The sequence below is a fragment of the Lactococcus sp. S47 genome, assembly GCF_016517475.1.
In the GTDB taxonomy this organism is placed as follows: domain Bacteria; phylum Bacillota; class Bacilli; order Lactobacillales; family Streptococcaceae; genus Lactococcus; species Lactococcus lactis.
The window spans coordinates 16,046-41,380 of sequence record NZ_JACVUB010000008.1 but is presented as its reverse complement, the minus strand read 5'-3'; the positions used below and the strand labels follow the sequence as shown (position 1 = coordinate 41,380).

Here is a 25,335-nt window from a genome sequence, read left to right as displayed (position 1 = left end):
GAAGTAAGCGATAAAATTTCTGTCAGTAAAATTTTACTGACAGCCATAAATTTTTACTGACAGAATCGGTATTGTCAATAAATAATTAAATAAAAGTCATGGAGGCAATCAAATGAATTTTTATGATTTTAGTGCCGTTAAAATGAACGGCGAAACTGTTTCAATGTCTAATTTTAAAGGCAAAGTTGTAATTGTGGTCAACACTGCAAGTAAATGTGGCTTTACACCGCAATTTGAAGGACTTGAAAAGTTGTATGAAAACTATAAAGACCAAGGATTGGAAATTTTAGGTTTTCCCTGTAATCAATTTGCTAATCAAGACGCTGGCGAAAATTCGGAGATCAATGAATTTTGTCAGTTAAATTATGGAGTCACTTTCCCCATGTTTCAAAAAATTAAAGTCAATGGTAAAGAAGCACATCCCCTTTATCAATTTTTGAAAAAAGAAGCAAAAGGGGCACTTAGCGGGACCATTAAATGGAATTTCACAAAATTTTTAATTGACCGAGAAGGAAATGTTATTGAACGTTTTGCGCCAAAAACGGAACCTAAAGAAATGGAAGAAGAAATCCAAAAATTACTTTAATTAATTTCTTAAGGAAAAGTGTTTTAAAACTTGTAAAAGCTCAATTATTTTGCTAAACTAATAAACAATAAAACTTTTAATCTAGTCCAGAGAGGCTAGCAAGGTTGTGAACAAGAAATATTATCCTTAAAAGTTACTGACAGAACTGTCAGTAGGTTGCTAAGGCATTTTAGGACACATCTGCTAGGTTTCTGGCAGATGTTTTTGCTTTATTTATGACATTTTAATGTTGAAAATAAAGTGCGCAAGGAGCGAAGCGGGTTGTGAATCATTTGCAACGAAGTTATGCTTTACTACAAAGGAGAAAACAAATGCCAAAACGCAATGATATCAAAAAAATCATGATTATCGGTTCTGGACCAATCATTATTGGTCAAGCCGCAGAATTTGATTATGCAGGAACACAAGCCTGTCTTGCACTTAAAGAAGAAGGCTACGAAGTTGTTTTAGTCAATTCAAATCCGGCAACAATCATGACTGACAGAGAAATAGCTGACACTGTCTATATTGAACCAATTACTTTAGAGTTTGTCAGTAAAATTTTGCGTAAGGAACGTCCTGATGCCTTATTGCCAACACTTGGTGGACAAACAGGGCTTAACATGGCAATGGAATTATCCAAAACAGGAATTCTTGAAGAGCTTAATGTTGAACTTCTTGGAACAAAATTAAGCGCCATTGACCAAGCAGAAGACCGTGAGCTCTTTAAAGAATTATGTGAAAGAATTGGTGAGCCACTCTGTGCCAGTGATATTGCAACAACGGTTGATGAAGCAGTTGAAATTGCTGACAAAATTGGTTATCCTATCATCGTCCGTCCAGCATTTACCATGGGTGGAACAGGTGGAGGAATTTGTGATACCGAAGAAGAACTTCGTGAGATTGTGGCAAATGGACTAAAACTTTCTCCAGTAACACAATGCCTAATTGAAGAATCAATTGCTGGTTATAAAGAAATCGAATATGAAGTTATGCGTGATTCTGCTGACAATGCGATTGTTGTCTGCAATATGGAAAATTTTGACCCAGTTGGAGTTCACACAGGTGACTCAATCGTTTTTGCACCAAGTCAAACGCTCTCAGATAACGAATATCAAATGCTTCGTGACGCTTCACTAAATATTATTCGTGCCCTAAAAATTGAAGGGGGATGTAATGTTCAACTTGCCCTTGACCCACATTCTTATGAATATCGAGTAATCGAAGTTAACCCACGGGTAAGTCGTTCATCAGCTTTAGCTTCTAAAGCAACAGGATATCCAATTGCAAAAATGTCTGCTAAAATTGCGATTGGGATGACACTAGATGAAATCATTAATCCAGTCACTAATAAAACTTATGCCATGTTTGAACCAGCACTTGACTACGTTGTAGCAAAAATCGCTCGCTTCCCATTTGATAAATTTGAAAATGGTGACCGTCACCTAGGAACACAAATGAAAGCAACAGGCGAAGTCATGGCAATTGGACGGAACATCGAAGAAAGTCTACTAAAAGCTGTACGCTCACTTGAAATTGGTGTTTTTCATAATGATTTACAAGAAGCACAAGATGCAGATGATGAAATCCTCTATGAAAAAATGGTTAAAACACAAGATGACCGACTTTTCTATGTTTCAGAAGCGATTCGTCGTGGAATTCCGATTGAAGAAATTGCTGATTTAACCAAGATTGATATTTTCTTTCTTGATAAATTACTCCATATCGTCGAAATTGAAGACCAATTAAAAGTAAATATATTTGAACCCGAACTCTTAAAAACGGCTAAGAAAAATGGATTTTCTGACCGTCAGATTGCCAAATTATGGAACGTTAGTCCAGAAGAAGTAAGACGTCGTAGACAAGAAAATCAAATTATTCCAGTTTACAAAATGGTTGATACTTGCGCGGCTGAATTTGAAAGCTCAACACCTTACTTCTATTCAACTTATGAATGGGAAAATGAATCTAAACGTTCAAGCAAAGAGAAAATAATTGTACTCGGCTCAGGTCCCATCCGAATTGGACAAGGAGTTGAATTTGATTATGCGACAGTTCACTGTGTAAAAGCACTTCAAGCCCTTGGAAAAGAAGCAATTGTCATCAACTCTAATCCAGAAACCGTTTCGACAGATTTCTCAATTTCAGATAAGCTCTATTTTGAACCACTAACTTTTGAAGATGTGATGAATATCATTGACTTAGAACAACCAGAAGGTGTGATTGTTCAATTTGGCGGACAAACAGCTATCAATTTAGCGGAACCTCTCTCTAAAGCTGGGGTTAAAATTTTAGGAACGCAAGTTGAAGATTTAGACCGTGCTGAGGACAGAGATTTATTTGAAAAAGCATTACAAGATTTAGTGATTCCACAACCACCAGGAGCAACAGCAACAAATGAAGAAGAAGCCGTTGCTAACGCCAATAAAATTGGTTATCCAGTCCTTATTCGCCCATCTTTTGTTTTGGGCGGTCGAGCAATGGAAATCATTAATAATGAAAAAGACCTGCGTGATTACATGAATCGTGCGGTAAAAGCTTCACCTGAACATCCAGTACTCGTTGATTCTTATTTACAAGGACGTGAATGTGAAGTCGATGCAATCTGTGATGGCACGGAAGTTCTTCTTCCAGGAATTATGGAACATATTGAACGAGCAGGGGTTCACTCAGGTGACTCAATGGCTGTCTATCCACCACAAACTTTTTCACAAGAAATTATTGATACAATTGTTGATTACACTAAACGATTAGCAATTGGTTTGAACTGCATCGGAATGATGAACATTCAATTTGTTATTTTTGAAGAACAAGTTTATGTCATTGAGGTAAATCCACGCGCGTCACGGACTGTTCCCTTTTTATCTAAAGTGACAAACATTCCAATGGCACAATTGGCGACACAAATGATTTTAGGGAAAAACTTGAAGGATTTAGGCTACACAGAGGGCTTAGCAGAAACTCCTGATATGGTTCACGTGAAAGCACCAGTCTTTAGCTTTACAAAACTAGCAAAAGTTGACAGTTTACTTGGTCCAGAAATGAAATCAACAGGTGAAGCAATGGGTTCAGATGTGACCCTTGAAAAAGCACTTTATAAATCATTTGAAGCCGCTAAACTGCACATGGCAGATTATGGTTCGGTCTTATTCACAGTTGCTGATGAAGATAAAGAAGAAACGCTATCACTTGCTAAAGATTTCGCAGAAATAGGTTATTCATTAGTTGCAACTCAAGGAACCGCTGCATTCTTTAAGGAAAATGGACTTTATGTCCGTGAAGTTGAAAAACTAGCTGGTGGAGAAGATGAAGAAGGAACATTAGTTGAAGATATTCGTCATGGACGCGTTCAAGCAGTTGTGAACACAATGGGAAATACTCGTGCCTCATTAACAACGGCTACCGATGGTTTCCGTATTCGTCAAGAAGCAATTAGTCGCGGTATTCCACTTTTCACATCACTAGATACTGTTGCTGCAATTTTAAAAGTAATGCAAAGTCGTAGTTTTACAACTAAAAATATTTAAAAAATAAAGAAGTCCCAAACGGGGCTTTTTTTATTTTTAAATAAAAAAACAAAAATTACTTCAATTATGTATTAATATTCGTACACGTGCATTAAAGAAAGCGTTTTATTAGACTTGAGTTAGAAAAAAGGTTATAAAAGATATATAGACTACTTAGTAATTTATAAACGACAAAATATTGAAAGAGGGTCGGTGAATGACAAGAGAAAATAAAGTAAAAATATTCATTTTAAGTTTCTTTTTTATTAATATTTCCTTCCTTTTATTTGTCGAAAGGCCCATATCAGCAGATACTGCTATAGACAGTCAAAATTCAGTAGCGAATGCCTATATTAATGTGACTGCACCAACAACAAACACTTGGTCTCTTACTGCTCCAAATTTCAATTTTGGCACTCAAACAGCAAGCTCGTCAGTAATCAATAGCAATGCAACGGGAGATGCAGCAATTAAAATTGTCAATTTATCTGGAACATCAACAAGTTTTTCTCTTCAACAATCAATTTCGGACTTTACTTTAGTATCTAACACTGTCGTTTTACCAGCTACTGGCTTTTATGTTTCAGTAGCGAATAGTTCTGACGGAAAACTTATTGGAAGTTCCAATGTCAACATTTTCAAACAGAATGGTGTTGTTTTGCGAAGTGGAACGGGAGCGAATGGAACGATGAATAGTGGTGCTGTGACAGCGCAACTAACAGTAGATGGAACAACTAGAGTAATTGTTACAGGTTCTTATAAAGCAACGATTACCTCAACACTTGTAACAGGACCATAGAAGGGAGAAAAGGTGAAAATAAAAAAAGAAATTATAATTCTCATAAGTCTGGGATTTCTAATTATTCTATTTGGCTTGGCTCCCAAAACTAAGGCGGCGGTTCTTACAGGAACAGTTGATAGCTCAGGGACCGTAACTGGAGTGACCGGAGCAACTTATTATAATACCAACAGCTGGCAGGATATGATTGACACTTATAAATCAGTTACTCCAAACGCAGCATCAATGAGTACAATATTTTTTAATGTGACATCCGATGTTCCCGGAAATAGTATTTTGAACTCTGGCAACACCGTTTCTAGTGGTAAATCTTTATCAATAAATGGAAATAATTATACGCTCTATCTTGATAATGACACGAATTATACAACGGCTCAGAGTATTGGTGGAAGTGATGGAACAGCCAGAGCTTTCGGCTCTAATGGAACGATTTCTACGGATACGACTCTAACAGTTAAGAATGCAACAATTGTAAACAATATCACGAGTGGAATTTTTCAAATGAAAGGTTTAAATGCTTAGGCTACGGCTGTATATGAAAATGTGACAGTAAGCAATGGCGATGCAATCTACGGAGCGCAACCAATTAGAAATGATAATGGAAAAGTATTATTTCGTGGAACAAATACCTTTAATATTTTACAAAATCACAATATTAATGATACAAGTTCAGCTGGGGCAGATAATCAAGGTGAATGGATTCAAGGAGGAGCCTATCTTGAAGTAGTAACTGGTACAACGACGTTGAACCAAAGTTGGGGAAATGACCAACCTTTCTACGTATACTATTCAAGTGGTGGTTCAACTTTACAAGTTGATGCCGGAGCAGCAATGGTTTGGAATCTAAATAAGACTTATACGATGTACTATGATGATGGAAGTCTATTGACAGTTGGAGCTTTGAATTGGAATATTAATGGAAGTTTTGTCATTAATGGAACTGTAAATACCTCATCTACTTATGCTGGAGGCTGGTTTATGGCCTTAAATACATTAAATAGTTGGAACTTAAATGTTGGACAAAATGCAACGCTTAAAGTGACAACAGGCGGGGTAATTAGTTTGGATGCATTTTTGACGGGCGCAGTAAAATGGAATTTTGCACAGGGTTCAAGTGTTCTATTTAATAATTTAAATCCAAATCAAAACGTAGTTTCACTTGCTCCAGGATTAGGAAGTAGCATCACAATGACCGACCCCAAAGTTGTGACTTTTAATACAGCGGGTGGCTCAGTCTTTTCTACTACCGTTCTAACATTTCCGATTACGATTTCGGGAAGTGGCTTGCGAACCCACTCATCATCAACCGGTTATACTTTTGATTCGACTTATGACTTGATAACACCCAACAAAGGAACAATTACCCCAACGAGTTCAGATATTTGGTATCGGATGAATACGGGAACACTCACGACCTTTAACCCTACTTTACAGGTAACAAATTTAAGTCCTAATAGTTATGGAAGTGACGCATCAAGTATTGCAGCTGGGAAATATATTTCATGGTATCAGCCTCTAGGATTTCAATTAAATGCAGCTTTATCAAGTATGAATCGGACATTTAACGTTTCATTAGATCCTACTTTAACTCAAGGGACACCGGTAGATGGGTCATGGTCTTCTCTAATTAATGGTGCAAGTACTGAAACACTTGTTGTCGGTGATGATCGAGCACAAAATCCCAATATACATGTCCTTGTCAAAATGACTCAGAATAATTTTCCTAATGGACTTCAGTATTATTGGGTTGACCCAACAACTAAAACAGCCAGCCAATTAAGCCTTAATTCTGCTTTACAAATTGCAAGTATCACAAGTGATAGTACATTGCCATCTTGGATTAAAATGACTGGTGCAGGAAGTTGGTATACAATGACATTTCCAACTGATTCAGGCCTAAACATTAAAGCGAATAATAGCTTGTTAACACAAACTAATACTAATGCGGGAACTTTTCAGTACACCGTAGCAAATGGGCCGTCATAAAGGAGGAGAAAGTGAAAAAAGTTTATAAATTAATCTTTCTATCCATCCTTAGTATATTATTGATAGTTCAATCTAAAGTTGCTTATTCAGAAAGTCCAACCAGTGATTTTAGCGTAGAAGCTATACTTGAAGGACACCAAAAAGATAAAAGCATTACTTATTGGTGGTTGCAAGTAGAAAAAACGCAGTCACTAAATCTAAAGTTAAAAATTAGTAATGGTAATGAAGAAAATAATTTTGAAATTACATCTAATCAAGCGGTTAATAATAATAATTTTACTCTCGATTATAGCTTATCAGCAGAGGAAGTCAGTCAATATTTACATCATAAAAATTCAAATTTTAATTTCTATCAAGATATCTATTTTGATGGAACGCAAGAAGCAGGTAAATTAAAAATTATTTTGGCTCCTAATGAAGTTAGAGAAATCACGATTAATCTAAAAATTCCTAAAGAAGGAATCAAAGGTCAACTAATTGGCGGGATAAATGTCACAAAAGTGCCAAAAGAGAGCGACCGTCAAGAAGGAATCTTAAATGTTTACAGCAACGTTGTTGCTCTTGTGATGGAAGATAAAGATTACTCAGAATCACATAAACAGAATTTAGAATTTGCTTTGGAAAAATCTAATGAGAAAGAACAAGTCATAAAAATCGAAAATCCCAATTCCTTTCTTCTAAGTAATATGAATATAAAAGCAGTGATAAAAGACCAAAAAGGGGAAGTTGTTTCAGAATTTAGTAATCCAAAGACAGCAGTAGTCCCTAATGCGTCGGTAAGTATTAAACTGAATAATCAAAAAGAACTAGTAAAGGGAGCAAAATATTATTTAACAGTTGACTCCTCTAATCAGACTTTTAAGCGGAATCTAATCGTTTCTGACTCAGGGAACTTAAAGGTTCTAGAGAAGAAAAAAGAAGAGATTCAGCCCCTAAATAAAAAATCAGTAGGCCTATCATTAATTCTAATGGTCGTCATATCTTCTGGCGGAATTTATGCCTATTTCAAAAAATAGTCAATCAGTTTATAAATCAAGATTGATAAAACTAGGAAGGAGATTAATGAAAATCAAATATATTCTTTGGGTTATCTGTGCACTCTTACTTTTAAATACAAGTGTTATTCTTGCTCAAGAAATTGGGGGAACTAACACGACAGGGAAAGTGGGATTTTTAGAAAAAGAACCAATTGAAAAACCACCAGTAACTTCTAGTTCGCAAGCTACTGGTCAAAGTCAAATATTGACTAATCAAAATTTACCAATTGTAGGAACTAACCAGAATGATTCTTTACTGCCTTTCGTGGTAGGATTAGTGACAATTGGAGTTGGAAGTCTAATGATTAAAAAGACCAAACGAATAAGGATAAAGGAGAACTTTTATGAAAAAAACAATACTCAGCCTTAGTGGAGTCGCAGTAATTACAGCAACACTTTTGTCAACAAGTGTTTTAGAAGTCAGTGCCACATCAGTGGGAAGCACGACGAGTGGAGCTAATGTGGCTTTTCAACCTAAGAAAACGCCAACCAATCCGGTATCACCTGGCGATGGTAAAACGCCAATTAGTCCAACTACGCCAGGAGTTCCTAATACTTCAAATCCTGTTGCTTCAGATGATGGATTGACTTTGGATTATGTACCAGCCATTAACTTTGGTACTCACTATGTAGATGCTTCAACAGCTCATACTTGGTCAGCTTGGGCTGCAAATGATGGAAGTGGTAAAGCTATTCCGCAATTCATGCAAGTAACAGATAACCGAGGAACAGCGACTGGTCCAACAGGATGGTCAGTTTCTTTGACGCAAACAGCTCAATTTAAAGGAATGAAAGCTGGTGATTTAGTCAATGCTGTTATGACTTTTAACAATGATAAAACTAATACGGTTGTTAGTACATCAATGAATAAAGCAAGTTCAACCGTAAATACGGCAACGAATGCTCTTGTTCCAGGAACGGCAGTAAATATTTTCCAAGCAGATGCAGGGACAGGGACAGGAACAAACTTGCTTAGTTTTGGTGCGGGAGATGGTTCTACTTTGGTAACCGACCCAGAAACTTTGGATTCTGCAACGAATACAACAGGTAAAGTAGATCCCAATATTACTCTTAATGTGCCAGCAGGATCTGCCAAGGTGGATACCTATACTACAACTTTAAACTGGAATCTTTATAGTGCACCAGGTAATGCATAATAGTTGATTCGAGCAACTGAGTCTCTCAAAAGGGAGACTCAACTTTTATAAAAATTTGGGGATTATGGGGGTTATAAATGAAAAAATTACAATTATTTTTATCAGCGATTTTTCTTACGCTATCATTTGGTTTGGCTCAAACTGGCTATGCTCGGACTGATGATTATACTGTGAAGCCAATTATTCCAGAAAATCAATCGAACAAAGATTTAGGATATTTTGATATTCTTTTGGGGGCCGACAAAGAACAGACTTTACAAGTTGAATTATCTAATAATACTGAGCAAGAAATAAAAATTGATGTTACCTTATCTAGCGCAGTAACAAATATGACGGGTCTTGTTGTTTATGAACCAACGGAAATAGTGGCAGATTCTTCACTGAAATATAATTTAAAAGACTATGTTAATACTCCCAAAGTTGTGACATTGCCACCTCTTACTCGCCAAAAACTGGACCTGAAAGTAAAAATGCCAAATGAAGCGTTTGATGGACAAATTGCTGGTGGAATTACCTTTTCAAAAGAGGGGCAAAATGATAAGGAAGAAGATTCAGAAGGAATTACGGTTAAGAATACCTATTCTTATACTATTGCTCTATTAATGAGGCAAAATGATAATGAGGTCTCGCCAGATTTAAAGCTAAAGACGGTCAGCCCTAGTCAAATTAATGGACGAAATGTGATTAATGTTAATCTGCAAAATCCAACGATGACTTATATCAATACGATGAACGTAAAAGCAACGATAAGTGGTATAAGTAATACAGATATAAAATATACTTATTCAAATTCAATGATGCAAATGGCCCCAAATACAAGTTTTGATTTACCTATACCAACTAGTAATCAAAGTGCGGCTACAAGGGTATCAGAACCTCTAAAACCCGGGAAATATCGCCTTCAACTTGTCGTTAATGCCAGAACGGATGATCAAGGAAAATATGAGGCACAGGTCGATAATAAAACGGCACGATATAAGTATCAATGGACCTTTGATCAAGAGTTTACAATTTCTGATAATCAAGCTCAAAAACTGAATGATAGTGACCCAACCGTTAAAAAAGAAAAAGACTGGACATGGCTATTATTTGTCATCGGTATATTACTACTTGTCTTATTCTTCATTATCTTATTATGGAAACGTAGAAAAAAATCTCAAAAAGAGGAAGAAGAAAAGCAAGCACTTAGAGAAAAAATAGAAGTCCAAGAAAAAATAATTGATGATTTGAATAAAAAGTGATCCCTATTTACTTCAAAATAAAAAACCTTCCATTTTAAACGGAAGGTTTTGTTATTATTATTTGATTAGTGCTGATATCATAAAAGATTAAACATTTCATAGGCTCATAATGAGGTCCTAAAACTGCAATTCAAAAGTAAGATTAGTCAGAAGTACTCTTGTTTTTTTATAAGTAAGTGCGCGTGCCTTATTAGTATAGAAATTAATGCACCAACTAAAGCTCATCAATAATAGCCAAAGTACAAACTAAAACTTTGTTTGTAAGCTAATAATAATTTTTTTTGGTAAAATAATTAATAGAAATAGATTTGAGAAAGATGAACTTTTGCAAAAAAATTATGATTATATTATTTAATAAACCTTATGATGTACTAACAAAATTTACTGACGGAGAGGGGCGGAAAACTTTAAAAGATTATATTAAAATACCAAATGTTTATGCTGCTGGAAGATTGGATAAAGATAGTGAAGGTCTACTTTTACTGACAGATGATGGAAAGCTCAATCATTTACTGACAGACCCAAAATCAAAATCTTACAAGACTTATTTGGTTCAAGTAGAGGGAGAATTTTCGTCAGAAGCAGCGCAAAAGTTGCAAAAAGGTCTTCTATTAAAAGATGGAAAAACATTGCCTGCGAAAGTAAAATTAATTGATGAACCTGATTGGCTTTGGGAACGGACTCCACCAATTCGTGAACGAAAGGCAATTCCGACTAGCTGGGTTGAAATTTCAATCAAAGAAGGAAAAAATCGGCAAATTAGAAGAATGACGGCAGCGGTCGGTTTCCCAACGCTTCGATTAATTCGTTGGTCAATTGGTCAATATTCACTGGGTAATCTAAAATCTGGGGAATATAAAATTATTCAAAAATAAAAAGGAATCATTTTGTGATTCCTTTTTATTTAGAAAGAACGTCCGCCACCAGAACCATCACTGAAATTATTGTTATCAGAAGAAGGACGAGGGATAATTCTTGTAGTTATAAATGTGTTGACTAAAATATCTTCACGTTGATGGAGTTCTAAATTACCATTTCGACCGTAATCATAGCGCCATACGGCATGAGCGTCTTTCATTTGATAACGACGATAGATGGTCCAAACGAAGCCACCAGCTGCAATCAAAGAAATGATAAGAGCAATCAAAATTGATAAGGGTTGAAAGCTGCGATGGAAAGTTACAGCTCCTGTTTCGGAATTGATAGAATACTTTCTTGATGTTGGAATTCCTGCTTGGTAATATTTAGAAACTTGGTCAAAAAATCCACTGACAGCCTGATAATAATTATTGTCAGTCAATTCGGGTTGGACAATGTCTAAGGTTTTTTCAATTCGACTTGAAGGCAAGTAGTATTTAAGATTTCCTGTTGCCCAAATATAAACTTTACGTAAGTTCATATTAATGACCAAAACGACACCGTTGTTTTTAGCGCCTACTTTATCAGCTAGATAAGTTTTTGCCATTTGACTGGCAGGGGTAGAGCTATCTGTCGTGACAACATAGACACCCGCTTTTGTTTCATTAGCCAATTTCTGAGCTTCTTGTTCAAGGAGGGTTACATTTCCACCAAAAAGTTGAAGATTATCTTCAAGACCTGACGAGAAAGTCGCCGCTGATGTTTTTGGTGCAAGGAGTAAAAAGAAGAAGCTTAAGAAAAATAAAGAAAGAATAACTAATTTTTTTCTCATGATAGCAAATACCCCACAATAATTCCAAGAAGAAGCACTAGAATAAAGATTCCAATGGCAACTGTCCAAAGTTTTTTCTTATCAATGGGTAGAAGGCCGGCTACTTTACCAGTTTGACCATTCATCGCGTAATAAAAGAGACGGTCATTGCCAGCTTCTTTATAAGTGACCAGCCAGATTGGGAGTAAAACGTAATCTTCATCGATATTTTTAATCTGCTGATTACTCTGTAAATTACTGACAGAAGTATAACCGACAATTGTTGATTCCATTAATCCGTCAGCATATTGACGAAATTCCCGTTCAACATTTTCTTTCATATCAGGGAATTCAATATCTCGTTTTTCAGTTAAAAAGCCAGAAAGATATTGATTTTTAAAAGGAATAGCAGCAGTCATATCAAAAGGCTGAACGGCGCCAACCATCTTGTCTGACAGATTTTTTTTCAAGGCATTTTTGATTAAATCCTTAAATTTTGTCTCTCCGCCCCGCTGAATCTCATATTGAGAATGCTCAGTGTATTCAGTGTCTCCAACTATCCAAACGCGTAAATTGGTGGCTTGCGCCGAAATACCGCCAGATAATTCAGCATCAACAGCCCAATAGGGGAAATAAACGCCTGACAGATTTTGAATTTGTTTTTTGTCAAAAAAGGCCTTGGGAACAAATTTTTTCTTGCCCACCCAGTCTAAAAATTGTTCTTCAGCCGCTTTTCTCTCAATTTGAAAAGGGAGAATTTTTTCGGGGAGAAATTTACCAGACAATCGCTCGGTCAGAACAACCGGATTATGACAATAATAGCACCAAGTTGAAGCAGTTGTCGCATCAGTGACGATTTCTGCACCACAAGATGGACAGAGAAATAGTCCAATTTCTTCGTCAGTGTTTTCGTCAGCTCTTTTTTGGTCGCTGTCAGTAATTTTTTCCTTTTCGTCAGTCGTTTCAGCGTTACTGACAGAGCTGATAGGACTGTCAGTAACTTTTGCTGCCTCTTGCTTGGCCTCGAAATCAGAAACTTCTTGTTCCGTAAATGTTGAACCACAATATTCACAGTGAAATTTTTGATTTTTGGGTTCAAAAAGCAGTGGACCTCCACAATTGGGACATTTATGTGTAAGAACTTGGCTTTCGCTCATCGTTACTCCTTACTTTTAAGTTATGAAATCTGCTTATTTAGCAGGGGAAATTCAGTTAGAAACTAAAAGAATTTTCATCAGAAATAAATTCTTAAAAATACGCAAAGACAAGCAGCCCTAATTTAGAACTACTTTATCTTAAATCATTATTTACATGTCTTAGAGCGCTTTGGCAACAAAAGGCTTACCACATTCAGGACAGAATTTAGGAACACCATTCGCCAAATTAACGACTGCTCCACACTCGTTACAAGCCATATTTAATTCAGGCATAACAGGAGTTGCTGAGGGTTTCGCTTGCCCACAATTTGAACAGAACTTACCGGTATTTTTAGTATTACACTCAGGACAAGTCCAAGTATCGGCCTTGTTCTCTGCTTGGGCTTGCATTTGAGATTGGTTAGTTTGTGAAAAACCAGCTAGATTTTGTCCACCCATATTCATTCCCATAAAGGCATTTGGCGCACCACCAGTGTTTGAACCAGCAGCCTCAAGACCACGAGCAACAGCTCCTTGGACAAAACCTTCACGGATAGAAGGGTCACCAAGCATTGCGCCTTGATTACGCATGTTAATTAATTTTTGACTGTCATCAGTGTAAGAAATGCTAGCGACAGCAACGGAAACAATTTCCATTCCTCGCAACTGTTTCCAATCTTCATCAAGTACAGAAGCCATGTATTTGCTGAGCTCCATACTTTTTGAAGTTAAGAATGAAACCCGTTCGCCTTGAGCAGAATATTGGTTAATTGACGTATTTAAAGCCGTTAAAAATTCAGCCAAATATTGGTCATTAATTTCTTGAATTTCGACATGGTCAGCATTTTTAGGAATGACGTTTGCGTAAAAAGCAAGAGGGTCAGTGATTTTTATTGAATAAGTTCCATGTGTACGCAAGAAAAGCTCTGCATTATAAAAATTATCAAAGTATTGAAGAGGTGTCGCTGTTCCAAATTTAATGCCTTTAATTTCTTGAAGATTGACATAATAAACTTCTTGTTTTTGAGGAGTTGTTCCACCAAATTTGAAACGGAAGAAGCTTTCTTGAATTGAATCACGCAAATCACCATTAAAAAGACTTGGCGCAGTGTCGTTTTTGACAGTATAATATCCAGGTTCAGCGGTGTAATCAATAATTTTACCACCATCCACAAGAATCATCATCATGTTTTCATAAACGTGAACGATAGAACCGTCAGTAATTACGTCTTCGGTTCCTTTACGATTAGAACCACGTTTTGCATCTTTTCTTACTTTAATTCCCTTAGTGAAAACCGTTTGGTCTGACATTTCATTTGGCTCAATGACCTCAAGCCATTGGTCAGCCAACGCCCCACCGAGTGAACCTGTTGCAGCTTTAATAATTCCCATGTATTCTTTTACAAACAAATTCAATTCAAAACAAAATTTTAGAGAATGAATTTGCCTTCCTTTCCTTTAGTGAATAGCTCAGCTATTTGACTTAATTATATCAAATTTCTCTGACGAAACCTATCAATTATTTGAAAATTTACTAAAATCAAACTAAAGTCGGAATTTATTGATTCTCTCCTGTTTCTTTAAATAAATTCTTGTATCATAGGATTAACAAGTTAAGGCTTGCATTTTATCAGATTTATAGATATAATAGACAAGTTATAACTTTCGTACAGATAACATAAATTATGTTGAATTATACAGAGGCGAAATTATTATTTTAGGATAATAATTTCGTCTCTTTTTGTTTAGTTTTAGGAGATTTTATTGCATGAATAAAAACAACCATTTCCACTTATTGGGGGCAGTGATTGCTACAGGGATTTTGTCATTTTCTGGCGTTTTGATTGAAACGGCGATGAATGTGACTTTCCCAACGCTGATTAATGAGTTTGGACTTTCTACTTCAAAAATACAATGGGTAACGACGATTTATCTGCTTGTGATTGCGATTACGATTCCGCTCTCTTCTTATTTTAATGAGCGATTTTCAGCAAGAAAACTTTTCTTGGTCGCTAATCTTATCTTTTTAGTTGGGGTTTTAACCAACTGTTTCTCACCAAATTTTGCCATGCTATTATTTGGCCGACTTTTACAAGGGGTGGGAACCGGGATTGGTTTACCTCTGATGTTCCACCTGATTTTGACTAAAGCACCACTTCATAAAAGAGGAATGATGATGGGGATTGGGACTTTAACGACTTCCATCGCTCCGGCTATTGGCCCAACTTATGGAGGAATTATTTCTAATTCGCTTGATTGGCGTTATATCTATATTTTCCTTTTACCTTTGGTGGTAATTTCTTTAGTGCTTGGTTTGGCTTGTCTTCCAAGAGAAGGGGCAAAAACGCCCAAGAAATTGGCGCTTCGTCCAGTTATTGCATTATCAATCATGTTCTTTGCTTTCATTTCGGCTCTAAGTGCAGAGCATTTAATGACTTTCGCCTTACTCTTTATTGTAGGATTGGTTGGAGCTTTCTTGTTTGTTCAATTCAACCGCAAAGAAAGTTTAATTGATTTAGGAATTTTGAAAAATCACCGATTTGTGGCGCTAATTTTCAGTCTTTTAGTATATCAAGCTTTGCTATTAGGTCTATCTTTTGTTTTACCAAGTTTTATTCAAGTTTCTGCGGGATTTAGTTCATCAGTGGCGGGACTATTTATGTTTCCTGGAGCTTTGATTGGCGCAGTTTTAGCACCAATTTCTGGGAAAGTTTTGGACCAAATTGGTGCCAGAAAACCAATTACGACTGGTTTGATTTTAGCAGCCCTTGGTCTTGCATTGCTCTTCGTCTTTTTACCAACAAAAAGCCTTGCTTTACTCTTGGTGGCACACATTGTCTTGATGTTAGGTCTTGGGATTTCATATAGTAACTTAATGACTTGTAGCTTGAGCACTTTAGCTACTGACCAACTTTCTGATGGAAATGCTTTGGTCAATACTTTGCAACAATTTATTGGTGCAGTAGCAACAGCAGTTGTCGCAACGACACTTTCAATTTTCCAAGGACTCAATGGCTTCAAAGTTGGAACGAGTCATGGAACTTCAATTATTTTAGCTCTATTTTTCATCTTGATTATCGTGAGTTTAATTGTCAGTTTCCCAAATTTGAAAAAAATTAGGGCCAATCATTAAAAAAATCTTTGACGAATGACACTTTTTTCGTTATAATATTTTAAAACCTTTAACTAAGTCCAGAGAGGCTTGCAAGGATACGGAAAATTTAATTTGGCTTACTGACAGCTTAAAGATGAACTTCTCTTTAGCCCATTTATTCTGTCAGTAAATTACCAGTTTTTTAGTACACTTGTAAGTTCTCTTACAAGTGTTTTTTTGTGTCAATTAAAGAGTTGTCAGTAAATCTGCACTTTCTGTCAGTAAAATGCGATTAACATGAGCATTTTATCGATGAATAAAAGAAGGTTCAGTAAGCTGTAGCTTCTGTCCGAATAAAGAATGGAGAAATAATGCCTAAGTTACAAGAGATGATGACGATTGTCAGCCAACGTGAAGTTGCTTCTAATATTTTCGAGATGGTTCTTAAAGGAGAGCTAGTAGAAGAGATGGATTTGCCGGGACAATTTTTACATCTTGCGGTGCCTAATGCTAGTATGCTTTTACGTCGCCCAATCTCTATTTCCAGTTGGGATAAAGTCGCTAAAACTTGTACGATTCTTTATCGAATTGGGGACGAAACAAGTGGAACTTATGAAATTTCAAAATTACAAACAGGTGCAAAAATTGATGTAATGGGCCCACTGGGAAATGGTTTTCCAGTAGATGAAGTAGTTTCGACTGATAAAATTTTAATTGTCGGCGGAGGAATCGGAGTTCCACCTCTCTATGAATTGGCTAAACAACTTGAAGAAAAAAACTGCCAAATGACCATTTTGCTAGGTTTCGCTTCTGAAAAGGTCAAGATTTTAGAGAAGGAATTTGCTGAACTAAAAAATGTAAGCTTGAAAATTGCAACTGACGATGGCTCTTATGGAACAAAAGGTCATGTTGGGATGTTAATGGAAGAAGTTGATTTTGAAGTTGACGCTCTTTATACTTGTGGTGCGCCAGCCATGCTCAAAGCTGTTGCAAAAAAATATGACCAGTTGGAACGACTTTATATTTCAATGGAAAGCCGGATGGCTTGTGGAATCGGAGCATGTTATGCTTGCGTTGAACATGATAAAGAAGATGAGAATCATGCCCTTAAAGTCTGTGAAGATGGCCCTGTATTTTTAGGAAAACAACTATCACTATAATTGGACTACTCTATCGGCATAAAAAAAATCATCAGTAGAGCTGATGATTGTCACAAAAAATTAGGAGAAAAAATGACCGAAAATAATCGTCTGTCAGTAAAATTACCCGGACTTGATTTAAAAAATCCAATCATTCCAGCTTCAGGTTGTTTTGGCTTTGGTGAAGAATATGCCAAATATTATGATTTGAACAAATTAGGGTCAATCATGGTCAAAGCAACAACCCTTCATCCTCGTTTTGGCAATCCAACACCCCGTGTGGCTGAAACAGCGAGTGGCATGCTTAATGCAATTGGACTGCAAAATCCAGGATTAGAAGTTATAATGGCCGAAAAATTGCCTTGGCTCAATGAAAATTTTCCAGACCTTCCGATTATTGCCAATGTGGCAGGTTCTGAAGAAGATGATTATGTGGCTGTTTGTGCAAAAATTGGTGATGCACCCAATGTGAAAGCCATTGAATTAAATATCTCATGCCCTAATGTTAAACACGGCGGACAAGCTTTTGGGACAGATCCAGATGTTGCAGCTGCGCTAGTCAAAGCTTGTAAAGCGGTCAGTAAGGTGCCTTTGTATGTGAAACTTTCACCCAACGTGACCGACATTGTTCCGATTGCAAAAGCAGTTGAGCATGCTTGCGCAGATGGATTGACAATGATAAATACACTGATGGGTGTACGTTTTGATTTGAAAACACGAAAACCTGTTTTAGCAAATATCACAGGTGGATTGTCGGGTCCTGCAATTAAACCAGTTGCACTCAAACTCATTCATCAAGTGGCTCAAGTGGTTGACATTCCAATCATTGGAATGGGTGGGGTTGAAAGTGCTCAAGACGTTTTAGAAATGTATATGGCAGGAGCTTCAGCCGTTGCCGTTGGCACTGCCAATTTTGCTGACCCATTTGCCTGTCCAAAGATCATTGAAAAATTACCAGAGGTAATGGATCAATATGGAATTGATAGCTTAGAAAACTTGATTCAAGAAGTTAAAAACTCAAAAAAATGATTTTATTATTAGCTAAAATTACTGACAGCCTGTTTAATCATTCTGTCAGTAAAATGCGACCAAAGCGAGCATTTTATCGATAGTTAAAAGAATTGTCAGTGGAACTGATAATTCTCTCGTTCGTTAGCGACCAAAGCGAGCATTTTATCCATAGCTAAAAGAATTGTCATCAAAGCTGATAATTCTGTCATTAAATATTTAGAAAAAGGAAGTAGAAAAAATGCAAGAAAATAGACCTGTCATTGCCCTTGATTTCCCTGAATTCTCAGACGTAAAAGATTTTCTCGAAAAATTTGACCCGTCAGAACAATTGTATATTAAACTAGGAATGGAACTTTTTTACACGGCTGGGCCCCAAGTCGTTTACTATGTAAAATCGCTCGGTCACAGTGTATTCCTTGATTTAAAACTCCATGATATTCCAAACACCGTTGAATCCTCAATGCGTGTTTTAGCACGTTTGGGAGTGGATATGGTTAATGTTCACGCCGCTGGTGGTGTGGAGATGATGGTAGCAGCTAAACGCGGTTTAGTGGCTGGAACGCCAGTTGGACGGCAAAGACCAAAATTAATTGCGGTCACACAATTAACCTCAACTTCTGAGAAAATTATGCAAAATGACCAAAAAATTATGACTAGTCTTGAAGAATCGGTTATTAATTACGCACAAAAAACCGCTCAAGCAGGACTTGACGGTGTCGTTTGTTCGGCACATGAAGTTGAAAAAATTAAAGCAGCGACATCGAAAGAATTCATTTGTCTCACACCAGGAATTCGCCCAGAAGGTGCAAGTAAAGGCGACCAAAAACGAGTAATGACACCTAAAGAAGCAAGAACAATTGGTTCAGATTATATTGTTGTCGGCCGTCCAATTACCCAAGCAAAAGATCCAGTAGCTAGCTATCATGCGATAAAAGCAGAATGGAATCAATAAAATGAAAAAATTACTTCACTTTTTGGTTGTGTTACTTGGAATATTTGTAGCTTTTATACTGGCTCGATTATTCATAGAAATTTATACGATTGTTGGTGATGTTTATTTACAAGTTGATAATAAAACAATCACTCTTTATAAAGTTTTAGCCGAGATTGATTATTTATCAGTTGGGATTACTTTTGCGATGGTTTTTGCTTACATGCTCCTATTAGACTTAATTGTTGTTGTCGTCGTAAGGTCATGGTTTAAAATTCAAAATAAAAGTCAAAAACAAAGTCAAAAAGTGTGGAAGAATAAATTTACTAAATTTTGGTTTCGCTATCGGTCAATACATATTACTTTTATCTTACTCTCAATCTTTACTAGCCTTTCACTGACGGCACCTGCAATGGTCATGAATAGTTTTACTGCGATTGTTTCTATTTCAGTATTGGTGATTAATCTCAGCAAAAAAATCGGCTAAAAATGGCCGATTTTTTTATTTTATTGGATTTTTTGCAGGAGTTCCGGCTTTGCGTGGGTATTTTTTAGGGGTTTCTTTTTTCTTTTCAATCAGAGCAATGTGACGCTCATCACCGTTAGGCAATTCATAAGCGACTTCTTTGATAAATTTTCCGCCAAGTGTAGCAATTGCCTTTTTAGCGTCATTCAATTCTTCTTCAAATTGAGCTGCTTTTAATGACAATAAAATACCATTTTTCTTGAGAAAGGGAATCGTAAATTCAGTCAAAACAGAAAGTCTAGCAACCGCACGGGCAGTAACAAAATCAAAAGTTCCACGATAATTAGCATCCTGACCAAAATCTTCAGCTCGTCCGTGAAGTAAAGTCACATTTTCGAGGCCTAATTCCTCTGTCAGTAAACTTAAAAAATTAATTCGCTTATTGAGAGAATCAATGATAGTCACTTTTAATTCAGGGAAAATAATTTTCATTGGTAAGCTAGGAAAACCAGCTCCAGCACCAATATCTAAAATACTGACAGGCTGGTCAGTAATCAATCCATATAAAATTGGTGCAATAGAATCATAAAAATGTTTTAAATAGACTTCATTTTTTTCAGTAATTGCTGTCAAGTTAATTTTTTCATTCCATTCAACCAAGAGTTCAAAGTAGCGTTCAAACTGTTTGATTTGTTTATCAGAGAGTTGAATATCAAATTCTGTCAGTGCTGACAAAAATTCATCAGGGGTCATAAAGTTCGCTCCAAAAGTTTTCTAGTAATTTCAGCAATCAGCTCACGATTTTTACCTTTTGGTAATTTATCAATTAAATTTAATGCTGAAAGAGTATAAGATTTTGCAAGTGCTTTGGTTTTTTCAAGGGCATCAGAAGTTTTGATAAAATCATAAACTTCATCAAATTTTTCATTTTTAATTAATTCAGAAACAAGAGCATTGTTTTCCTGTAAAGCAAAGAGAACAGGAGCAGAATAAATGCCTTGTTTAATATCTTCAAGTACTGGTTTGCCAAGTGTTTGAGCAGTCGATGCATAGTCTAAATAATCATCCATAATTTGGAAAGAAATCCCAATATTCATTCCAATTTTATAAGCTCGTTTGGTCAATGTATTATTTTTAGAAATTAAAGGAGCAACAGAAGCAGAAAGTGCAAAAAGTTCTCCTGTTTTTCCTGAAATATTTTCAATATAATCATCTAAAGTTTGTTGAAGATTAAAATGATGATTAAGTTGACCAAGCTCACCACCTAATAAACGCTCAATTGAACCAATATTTTTGGTTAAATTTGATAATTCTAATGAGTGTTCAGACATTAGACGAAAGACAGCAATAAATAAATAGTCCCCAGCATAGACGGCAATTTCTGGTCCGTATTTTGCTGACAAAGTAGCTACGCCACGCCGTGTGTCTGCGTGGTCAATGACATCATCGTGAACCAAAGTCGCTGTATGCATCATTTCGACAGAAGCCGCAAGTGCCAATCTTTCACTTTCAGAAAGATCAGTAAATCCTGAAAATAAAAGTAAATAAGCTGGACGCAACATTTTTCCGCCCGCATCAAATATATCAAAAATAGCCGATTTAACATCTGAATTTTTGATGGTAACGTGGCTTTTCATTAATTGTTGAACTTGAACCAATTCTTTTTCAAGCTCTGGATAGTCTTTCCAAAAGTTATTTTTTAAGTCCATTGTTTACTTTCTTTAATAAATAGTTCTTGAATAGGTTTAACACGTGTAATTAATTGATTTCCAGCAATGCCAATTGCAAAACCAGCAAGTATTCCAAAAAAGGCAAGCCAAGGCAAATAAAGCATCACAGAAGTTGTTTTAGCTAAAAGAGAAGCCATTGCTAATTGGCCAAAATTATGAAAAAATCCACCAACTGTCGAAATTCCAATCATTGAAACCAGTTTTGGTCCAAATTGCTTCATCAAATACATGGCTAATAGAGATAAGATTCCGCCTGCAAAAGAGTACAGAAAAACGGAAAAACCAGTAAAAAGTGCTGTAATTAATAGACGAAGAATTTGCATGACCCAAACTTGTCGCCATCTTAAAGTGAAAACTGCAATAATCATCACCAAATTGGCAAGGCCAACTTTAGCTCCAGGTGCAAAAGCAAAAAAAGGAGGTAAAGAGCTTTCAATAATTCCCATAACTACCGCAGCAGCTGTCAATAGAGAAACATAAACGTATTCTTTAATATTCATACTTTATAATCTACCTGTTCATCCTTTTGACCACTCATAACTTCAATCACTAAATTATGAGGTAAACAGACGATAGTTTCCCCAGTCTTAGAAATATAGCCCCTTTGGACGTCAATTTGGTCTTTACAATTGGCTTCGACAACCGCAATTTCACCATTTTTAACTTGTATTTTATTATAATCGCCATCTTTATCACGGTAGGTCCAAGTTTGATTTTTATTTAAATCAAAAGTTTTAATCACCTTACCACTAATTCTTAGTTCGGCCTGAGCTCCCTTGGAACCAGTAGCGAAGAAGAACAAAGTTGAAAAAGAAGCGATGAACAGTAGAAAAATAATAACAAAATCAAGCGGTTTTGTCTTTATGCTTTTAAAAAAATTAACCGTGTTTTTAAAGAAGTTCATTAAGGTTAATTATAGCAAAATTAATGAAAAAATTCACGAAATCAAAAAGAAAAAGCCTTTCGGCTCTTTCTTATTTTTTAGTGATATTTTTTGAGTCATCTTTAGAAAGCTCTTTTGCTTTTTCAATGATGTAGTTTTTCAAATTCGCCCCGATTTGTGGGTGTTCTAAACCATATTCAATTGTTGTTTCAACAAAACCAAGTTTATCACCAACATCATAACGTTTTCCAGTAAATTCATGAGCAAAAACGCGTTGTGTTTTATTCAAACGTTCGATAGCATCAGTCAATTGGATTTCATTTCCAGCACCGGGAACTTGTGTTTCTAAAACATCAAAAATTTCAGGAGTTAAGAGGTAACGACCGATAATTGCAAGGTCAGAAGGAGCTTCATCAACATTTGGTTTTTCGACAAAACGTTCAACATTGTAAAGGCCTTTAGAAACTTCACCGTTAGGGTCAATGACACCATATTTATCAACATCATCATGAGGAACTTTCATAACCGCGATTGTTGAAGCGTGAGTTTTTTCATAATCATTGATTAGGTCTTTAGTTAAAGGAGTTTCATTCCCAGTAATATTCATCAAGTCATCGCCAAGCATGACTACAAAAGGCTCATTTCCAACAAAAGCTTTAGCTTGAAGAACGGCATGTCCCAATCCTTTTGGATGAGATTGACGGATAAAGTGAAGATTAATATCTGTCGTTTCTTCAACAAGTTTGAGTAATTCTGTTTTTCCTTTTTCAAGCAAATTTTGTTCAAGCTCAATGTTTGAGTCAAAATGGTCTTCAATAGGACGTTTTGCTTTACCAGTAACAATCAAAATATCTTCGATTCCTGATTTCAAGGCTTCTTCAACGATAAATTGAATAGTAGGTTTGTCAACGATTGGCAACATTTCTTTGGCAATCGCTTTAGTTGCTGGCAAAAAGCGAGTTCCGAGACCAGCGGCAGGAATAACAGCTTTACGTACTTTTCTGGCTTTAGTTGGAATAGTGTTTTGTTTCATGGATAATAACTCCTTTATAGTTAGATAAATCGTATTTACTTTTTATTTATTATTAATGAATTCATTTTCGGCACGAGTTTCGCGGCGCATGATATCAAGAATTCCAGTTTTTGCATCTAGATTTTCATAGAGAACTTTGTAGATTGTTTCGGTAATTGGCATATCGATACCTAGCTGTTGAGCGAGCTCAAAAGCAGCTTTAGTGGTTGAAACACCTTCAATAACCATTCCCATATTTTTTTCAATATCAGCTAGCTTTTCGCCGCGACCAAGAGCATCACCCGCGCGCCAGTTTCGTGAGTGAATTGAAGTACCTGTTACAATTAAGTCACCAACACCAGACAAACCGCTATAAGTTAAAGGTTCAGCCCCCATAGCCACACCTAAACGAGTAATTTCGGCAAGACCACGTGTAATAATTGCTGCTTTAGCATTATCACCAAAACCAAGACCGTGCAGAGCACCCGCACCTACAGCAATAATATTTTTAAGGGCGCCAGCTGTTTCAACACCAATAACATCAGTATTAGTATAAAGACGGAAGTAGTCGTTGCTAAAGATCGCTTGAGCGTATTTCGCTTCATCATGGTCTTTAGAAGCTGCAGAAATTAAAGTAATATCACGAACAATTGTTTCTTCAGCATGAGAAGGGCCAGAAACTACCACGATTTCTCCCCGCAATTGAGCGGGAATTTCTTCTTCAAGAATAGTAGAAATTCGCTCATGTGTCCCTTGTTCAAGCCCTTTAGAAGCGTGAAGAATGTGGACTTTGTGTTTAAGGACTTCGGCTACTTGTTTTGCGACCAAACGTGTCACTTTAGTTGGTACAACAAATAAAATAGCATCAACGTCTTCTAAAGCTAAATCTAAACGATCAAATGCTTTTATTTTTTCATCCAAAACAACATCTTTAAAATAGCGTGTATTTGTATGCTTTTCATTAATTTCAGCCATCTGTTCTGGGTTATTTCCCCAGATACGAACTTCATGACCATTATCATTAAGAACTTGTGAAAGTGCAGTTCCCCACGAACCTGGGCCTAAAACTGCAATTTTTTGTGGATTCATAGAAATGATCCTTTCTTTCGTTTTGGTTTCCTTTACATTTTAACATAAGCAAGAATAAAAATCAGCCCTAAGTATGATTTAGGGTTCAAATATTATGATAAAATAGAGATATATCCGAAAGGTTATTCTTAAAAATGAAATTTAAAAATTAGAAACTTGTGAGAACAGGACGCAAGCGGGAGGAAAAAAATATGCCAGTCAGTTTATTTATGAATCATCAGGACATGATGTTCGGTTATGGTCATCTAGGAATCGTGAATGTGATTTTTGGATTAGTTCTCTTTTTCTTAATTATAAAAATGATTATCGGAATTAGTTTTATGCGAAAAAACCCCGATGAAAGAGAAGAAGGATATAAGGATAAAGGAATGAGCAAAAAAGAAAATATTGAACGTTACCACGAAGCAGGACTCTCAGATACGGATATTAAAATTTTCCGTGAAAACTTGTCAGAAGCAAAAGAAAATATCAAAACTTGGGAAAAATTACTGAAAAAAGAAGATGATTTACAAGTTGTTGAATCAGTGACAGGTGGTTTAGAAGCCAGCAAACAAACATTTAAATATATTGTTCAAAATCCACAAGAACTCACAAAACAAAATGAGTTTCTATATAAAGACTTGCCAAACATGGTCAAATTGTCAGAGAAATTTATTGAGATGAAGAAACAGTCAGTAAGAACAGAAGAAATCAATCGTGATTTAGATGAAACCTTACTTTTGATAAAAACACTCTCACATTCAATTTCTAAAAACTACCATGAAATTTTGATGGACGATGTCAATGTCATCAAACATCAAGTTGATTTTGACAAATAATTTTACTGACAGACATTTTAAAAATTCTTGTCAGTAAAACTGATGATTCTGTAAGTAAAAAAACAA

At 36.1% G+C, this 25,335-nt stretch carries 23 protein-coding genes and 1 pseudogene; 15 read left to right on the top strand and 9 right to left on the bottom strand.

Translation table 11 applies throughout. The annotated features are described in order from the left end of the window. Positions 1 to 112 precede the first annotated feature (112 nt). The 9 genes and pseudogenes from IAE52_RS09015 to IAE52_RS08975 all read left to right on the top strand — a co-directional run bounded on the left by IAE52_RS09015 (position 113) and on the right by IAE52_RS08975 (position 11,166). Positions 113 to 586, top strand: a complete 474-nt coding sequence (locus IAE52_RS09015; RefSeq protein WP_023189147.1) for a glutathione peroxidase — start codon at positions 113 to 115, stop codon at positions 584 to 586. Between the two features lie 311 nt (positions 587 to 897). Then, positions 898 to 4,092: a carbamoyl-phosphate synthase large subunit gene (gene carB, locus IAE52_RS09010; protein WP_033901100.1), complete on the top strand. Its 3,195-nt coding sequence runs from the start codon at positions 898 to 900 to the stop codon at positions 4,090 to 4,092. Positions 4,093 to 4,288: 196 nt separating this feature from the next. Continuing rightward, positions 4,289 to 4,870: a hypothetical protein gene (locus IAE52_RS09005; protein ID WP_023164259.1), complete on the top strand. Its 582-nt coding sequence runs from the start codon at positions 4,289 to 4,291 to the stop codon at positions 4,868 to 4,870. A gap of 42 nt (positions 4,871 to 4,912) precedes the next feature. After that, positions 4,913 to 6,856, top strand: a pseudogene (locus IAE52_RS09000) (RTX toxin). Positions 6,857 to 6,867: 11 nt separating this feature from the next. Further along, positions 6,868 to 7,872, top strand: coding sequence for a DUF916 domain-containing protein (locus IAE52_RS08995; RefSeq protein WP_109991020.1), 1,005 nt, complete (start codon positions 6,868 to 6,870; stop codon positions 7,870 to 7,872). Between the two features lie 46 nt (positions 7,873 to 7,918). Next, complete coding sequence (locus IAE52_RS08990; RefSeq protein WP_109991019.1) at positions 7,919 to 8,263, top strand: hypothetical protein; 345 nt, start codon at positions 7,919 to 7,921, stop codon at positions 8,261 to 8,263. Continuing rightward, complete coding sequence (locus tag IAE52_RS08985) at positions 8,238 to 9,050, top strand: WxL domain-containing protein (RefSeq protein ID WP_109991018.1); 813 nt, start codon at positions 8,238 to 8,240, stop codon at positions 9,048 to 9,050. The genes IAE52_RS08990 and IAE52_RS08985 overlap by 26 nt, the downstream gene beginning before the upstream one ends. A gap of 77 nt (positions 9,051 to 9,127) precedes the next feature. Further along, entirely contained in the window at positions 9,128 to 10,291 is a 1,164-nt protein-coding gene (locus IAE52_RS08980) for a DUF916 and DUF3324 domain-containing protein (protein WP_109991017.1), read from the top strand. Between the two features lie 338 nt (positions 10,292 to 10,629). Beyond that, positions 10,630 to 11,166, top strand: a complete 537-nt coding sequence (locus tag IAE52_RS08975) for an rRNA large subunit pseudouridine synthase E (RefSeq protein ID WP_025017118.1) — start codon at positions 10,630 to 10,632, stop codon at positions 11,164 to 11,166. A gap of 29 nt (positions 11,167 to 11,195) precedes the next feature. On the opposite strand, the gene IAE52_RS08970 is transcribed toward IAE52_RS08975, so the two are convergent. The 3 genes from IAE52_RS08970 to IAE52_RS08960 all read right to left on the bottom strand — a co-directional run bounded on the left by IAE52_RS08970 (position 11,196) and on the right by IAE52_RS08960 (position 14,488). Next, the gene (locus IAE52_RS08970; protein WP_017864604.1) at positions 11,196 to 11,981 is read right to left on the bottom strand and encodes a TPM domain-containing protein; all 786 of its coding nucleotides are present in this window, start codon (positions 11,979 to 11,981) and stop codon (positions 11,196 to 11,198) included. Further along, complete coding sequence (locus IAE52_RS08965; RefSeq protein WP_023164251.1) at positions 11,978 to 13,117, bottom strand: ATP/GTP-binding protein; 1,140 nt, start codon at positions 13,115 to 13,117, stop codon at positions 11,978 to 11,980. Before IAE52_RS08965 ends, IAE52_RS08970 begins: the two co-directional genes overlap by 4 nt. Positions 13,118 to 13,276: 159 nt before the next feature. Further along, positions 13,277 to 14,488 (bottom strand): SPFH domain-containing protein, encoded by a 1,212-nt coding sequence (locus IAE52_RS08960; RefSeq protein WP_109991016.1) that lies wholly within the window; start codon positions 14,486 to 14,488, stop codon positions 13,277 to 13,279. Between the two features lie 376 nt (positions 14,489 to 14,864). Between IAE52_RS08960 and IAE52_RS08955 the strand changes: the two genes are divergently transcribed. The 5 genes from IAE52_RS08955 (at position 14,865) to IAE52_RS08935 (ending at position 19,758) form a co-directional block, all read left to right on the top strand. Further along, positions 14,865 to 16,229: an MDR family MFS transporter gene (locus tag IAE52_RS08955; protein ID WP_029344009.1), complete on the top strand. Its 1,365-nt coding sequence runs from the start codon at positions 14,865 to 14,867 to the stop codon at positions 16,227 to 16,229. Between the two features lie 332 nt (positions 16,230 to 16,561). Continuing rightward, positions 16,562 to 17,350, top strand: coding sequence for a dihydroorotate dehydrogenase electron transfer subunit (locus IAE52_RS08950; protein ID WP_058204146.1), 789 nt, complete (start codon positions 16,562 to 16,564; stop codon positions 17,348 to 17,350). A gap of 72 nt (positions 17,351 to 17,422) precedes the next feature. After that, a complete protein-coding gene (locus tag IAE52_RS08945) occupies positions 17,423 to 18,358 on the top strand; it encodes a dihydroorotate dehydrogenase (RefSeq protein WP_103054834.1) in 936 nt (311 codons plus the stop codon). A 220-nt stretch (positions 18,359 to 18,578) separates the two neighbouring features. Further along, positions 18,579 to 19,292 (top strand): orotidine-5'-phosphate decarboxylase, encoded by a 714-nt coding sequence (pyrF, locus tag IAE52_RS08940; protein ID WP_017864591.1) that lies wholly within the window; start codon positions 18,579 to 18,581, stop codon positions 19,290 to 19,292. A gap of 1 nt (position 19,293) precedes the next feature. Next, positions 19,294 to 19,758 (top strand): hypothetical protein, encoded by a 465-nt coding sequence (locus IAE52_RS08935; RefSeq protein WP_012897962.1) that lies wholly within the window; start codon positions 19,294 to 19,296, stop codon positions 19,756 to 19,758. 15 nt (positions 19,759 to 19,773) lie between these two features. On the opposite strand, the gene rsmG is transcribed toward IAE52_RS08935, so the two are convergent. The 6 genes from rsmG to IAE52_RS08905 form a co-directional block, all read right to left on the bottom strand. Next, complete coding sequence (gene rsmG, locus IAE52_RS08930) at positions 19,774 to 20,490, bottom strand: 16S rRNA (guanine(527)-N(7))-methyltransferase RsmG (RefSeq protein ID WP_003131091.1); 717 nt, start codon at positions 20,488 to 20,490, stop codon at positions 19,774 to 19,776. Continuing rightward, positions 20,487 to 21,446 (bottom strand): polyprenyl synthetase family protein, encoded by a 960-nt coding sequence (locus tag IAE52_RS08925; RefSeq protein ID WP_003131090.1) that lies wholly within the window; start codon positions 21,444 to 21,446, stop codon positions 20,487 to 20,489. The genes rsmG and IAE52_RS08925 overlap by 4 nt, the downstream gene beginning before the upstream one ends. After that, the gene (locus tag IAE52_RS08920) at positions 21,437 to 21,967 is read right to left on the bottom strand and encodes a Gx transporter family protein (protein WP_003131089.1); all 531 of its coding nucleotides are present in this window, start codon (positions 21,965 to 21,967) and stop codon (positions 21,437 to 21,439) included. The genes IAE52_RS08925 and IAE52_RS08920 overlap by 10 nt, the downstream gene beginning before the upstream one ends. Next, positions 21,964 to 22,371 (bottom strand): NusG domain II-containing protein, encoded by a 408-nt coding sequence (locus IAE52_RS08915; RefSeq protein ID WP_012897960.1) that lies wholly within the window; start codon positions 22,369 to 22,371, stop codon positions 21,964 to 21,966. Before IAE52_RS08915 ends, IAE52_RS08920 begins: the two co-directional genes overlap by 4 nt. Before the next feature lie 70 nt (positions 22,372 to 22,441). Continuing rightward, the gene (galU, locus tag IAE52_RS08910) at positions 22,442 to 23,383 is read right to left on the bottom strand and encodes a UTP--glucose-1-phosphate uridylyltransferase GalU (protein WP_015426578.1); all 942 of its coding nucleotides are present in this window, start codon (positions 23,381 to 23,383) and stop codon (positions 22,442 to 22,444) included. 42 nt (positions 23,384 to 23,425) lie between these two features. After that, entirely contained in the window at positions 23,426 to 24,451 is a 1,026-nt protein-coding gene (locus tag IAE52_RS08905; protein ID WP_003131086.1) for an NAD(P)H-dependent glycerol-3-phosphate dehydrogenase, read from the bottom strand. A 191-nt stretch (positions 24,452 to 24,642) separates the two neighbouring features. On the opposite strand from IAE52_RS08905, the gene IAE52_RS08900 reads away from it, so the two are divergent. Next, positions 24,643 to 25,269, top strand: coding sequence for a 5-bromo-4-chloroindolyl phosphate hydrolysis family protein (locus tag IAE52_RS08900; protein WP_010905895.1), 627 nt, complete (start codon positions 24,643 to 24,645; stop codon positions 25,267 to 25,269). Positions 25,270 to 25,335 lie beyond the last annotated feature (66 nt).

Bases quoted from the DNA above. Each gene is read 5' to 3' on its own strand.
- galU (WP_015426578.1), bottom strand. From the start codon at position 23,383: ATGAAACAAAACACTATTCCAACTAAAGCCAGAAAAGTACGTAAAGCT.
- IAE52_RS08905 (WP_003131086.1), bottom strand. From the start codon at position 24,451: ATGAATCCACAAAAAATTGCAGTTTTAGGCCCAGGTTCGTGGGGAACT.
- IAE52_RS08925 (WP_003131090.1), bottom strand. From the start codon at position 21,446: ATGGACTTAAAAAATAACTTTTGGAAAGACTATCCAGAGCTTGAAAAA.
- carB (WP_033901100.1), top strand. From the start codon at position 898: ATGCCAAAACGCAATGATATCAAAAAAATCATGATTATCGGTTCTGGA.
- IAE52_RS08955 (WP_029344009.1), top strand. From the start codon at position 14,865: ATGAATAAAAACAACCATTTCCACTTATTGGGGGCAGTGATTGCTACA.
- IAE52_RS08990 (WP_109991019.1), top strand. From the start codon at position 7,919: ATGAAAATCAAATATATTCTTTGGGTTATCTGTGCACTCTTACTTTTA.
- IAE52_RS08900 (WP_010905895.1), top strand. From the start codon at position 24,643: ATGCCAGTCAGTTTATTTATGAATCATCAGGACATGATGTTCGGTTAT.
- IAE52_RS08950 (WP_058204146.1), top strand. From the start codon at position 16,562: ATGCCTAAGTTACAAGAGATGATGACGATTGTCAGCCAACGTGAAGTT.
- IAE52_RS08945 (WP_103054834.1), top strand. From the start codon at position 17,423: ATGACCGAAAATAATCGTCTGTCAGTAAAATTACCCGGACTTGATTTA.
- IAE52_RS08960 (WP_109991016.1), bottom strand. From the start codon at position 14,488: ATGGGAATTATTAAAGCTGCAACAGGTTCACTCGGTGGGGCGTTGGCT.
- IAE52_RS08985 (WP_109991018.1), top strand. From the start codon at position 8,238: ATGAAAAAAACAATACTCAGCCTTAGTGGAGTCGCAGTAATTACAGCA.
- IAE52_RS08980 (WP_109991017.1), top strand. From the start codon at position 9,128: ATGAAAAAATTACAATTATTTTTATCAGCGATTTTTCTTACGCTATCA.
- IAE52_RS09015 (WP_023189147.1), top strand. From the start codon at position 113: ATGAATTTTTATGATTTTAGTGCCGTTAAAATGAACGGCGAAACTGTT.
- IAE52_RS08920 (WP_003131089.1), bottom strand. From the start codon at position 21,967: ATGAATATTAAAGAATACGTTTATGTTTCTCTATTGACAGCTGCTGCG.
- rsmG (WP_003131091.1), bottom strand. From the start codon at position 20,490: ATGACCCCTGATGAATTTTTGTCAGCACTGACAGAATTTGATATTCAA.
- IAE52_RS09005 (WP_023164259.1), top strand. From the start codon at position 4,289: ATGACAAGAGAAAATAAAGTAAAAATATTCATTTTAAGTTTCTTTTTT.
- IAE52_RS08965 (WP_023164251.1), bottom strand. From the start codon at position 13,117: ATGAGCGAAAGCCAAGTTCTTACACATAAATGTCCCAATTGTGGAGGT.
- IAE52_RS08970 (WP_017864604.1), bottom strand. From the start codon at position 11,981: ATGAGAAAAAAATTAGTTATTCTTTCTTTATTTTTCTTAAGCTTCTTC.
- IAE52_RS08915 (WP_012897960.1), bottom strand. From the start codon at position 22,371: ATGAACTTCTTTAAAAACACGGTTAATTTTTTTAAAAGCATAAAGACA.
- IAE52_RS08975 (WP_025017118.1), top strand. From the start codon at position 10,630: ATGATTATATTATTTAATAAACCTTATGATGTACTAACAAAATTTACT.
- IAE52_RS08935 (WP_012897962.1), top strand. From the start codon at position 19,294: ATGAAAAAATTACTTCACTTTTTGGTTGTGTTACTTGGAATATTTGTA.
- pyrF (WP_017864591.1), top strand. From the start codon at position 18,579: ATGCAAGAAAATAGACCTGTCATTGCCCTTGATTTCCCTGAATTCTCA.